Here is a 1,473-nt window from a genome sequence, read left to right on the forward strand (position 1 = left end):
GCCAGGACCGAGCCCCAGCCGAGGGCCGCGGCGATCCACACGGTGAGCAGCGGCCAGGGCGCGCCGCCGACGGTTCCGGCCGCCATCAGCCGCGCATCAGACCGGACTCCCAGGCCCAGGCGGCGATCCCGGTGCGGTTCCGTGTGCGCAGCTTGCGCTGCACGCTGCCCAGGTGCGTCTTCACCGTGGACAGCGAGACGAACAGCTCGGCGGCGATCTCCTCGTTGGTCCGGCCGCGCGCGACCAGGCGCACCACGTCCAGCTCGCGCTCGGTGAGCGGCTCGGGCAGGCGGGGCGGCTCGGGCGCGGGCGCGGACAGGTTCGCCAGCAGCCGGACGGTCACCGACGGCGACACCAGCGCCTCGCCGTTCGCCGCCGCCCGCACCGCCTCCACCAGCAGCGCCGGGCCGCTGTCCTTGAGCAGGAACCCGGCCGCGCCGCCGCGCAGCGCCCGGTAGACGTACTCGTCCATGTCGAAGGTGGTGACGATCACGACGCGCAGCGGGTCCGGCACGTCCGGGCCGGCGAGCAGGCGGGTCGCCTCCAGGCCGTCCATGCGCGGCATCCGGATGTCGAACAGGCACACGTCCGGCCGGAGCCGCCGGGCCTGCTCCACCGCCGCCGCGCCGTCGGCGGCCTCGCCGACCACCTCCATGTCGGCCTGCGAGTCGATGATCATCCGGAAGCCGGTGCGGACCATCTCCTGGTCGTCGGCGATCAGTACGCGGATCGTCACGGGTGCGATTCTCTCAGTTCTCCGAAACCGGGATGACCGCGACGACCTCCCAGCCGCCCTCCGGCCGCGGGCCCGCGGTGAGCCGGCCGTCCACGGCGTCCACCCGCTCGGCCAGTCCGGCGAGCCCGAACCCGCCGGACGGCAGCCGCCGGCCCCGGCCCTGCCCGTCGTCCCGGACGGCCACCTCGACCGACCCGTCCCCGAGCCGCGCGACCGACACCCGCACGACCGTCGCGTCCGCGGCGTGCTTGCGCGCGTTGGTCAGCGCCTCCTGGACGACGCGGTGCACCGAGGTCACCACCTCGGGCGGCAGCTCGCCGAGGTCGTCGGCGAGCGCGAGCGTCGCGGGCGGGGTGTCGCCGAACCCGTCCACCAGCTCGGCGATCTGCGTCAGGTCGCCGACCGGGCGGGTCGCCCCGCCGTCGGCGTGCGGGCCGCCGGGGCGGGCGGCGTCCTGGGCGTCGCGGAGCAGGCCGACCATGCGGCGCATCGAGGTCAGCGCCTCGGTGCCCGCCTTCTCGATCTGCCCGAACATCCGGTCCAGCTGCTCGGGCGACTGCGCCGCCGCGCCCGAGGACGCCGCGAACCGCGCCGCCTGCGCCTGGACGACGATCCCGGTCACGTGGTGGGCGACGAAGTCGTGCAGGTCGCGGGCCAGTTCCAGGCGCTCGTCCCGGCGCGCGTCGGACAGCGCCCGGCGCCGGCGCGCGTCCATCGCCCGGATGGGGAGAGCACAC

The 1,473-nt window shown here is 76.0% G+C and carries 2 protein-coding genes; both read right to left on the reverse strand.

Annotation, left to right across the window (positions count from 1 at the left end; translation table 11 throughout):
• Positions 1-85: 85 nt before the first annotated feature.
• Positions 86-736, reverse strand: a complete 651-nt coding sequence (locus AB0J52_RS40325) for a response regulator transcription factor (protein WP_500188470.1) — start codon at positions 734-736, stop codon at positions 86-88.
• Between the two features lie 13 nt (positions 737-749).
• A partial coding sequence (locus tag AB0J52_RS40330; RefSeq protein WP_500188472.1) for a sensor histidine kinase occupies positions 750-1,473 on the reverse strand: 724 nt, incomplete at its 5' end.

It is taken from the genome of Spirillospora sp. NPDC049652 (assembly GCF_040675125.1).
Classification (GTDB): domain Bacteria; phylum Actinomycetota; class Actinomycetes; order Streptosporangiales; family Streptosporangiaceae; genus Spirillospora.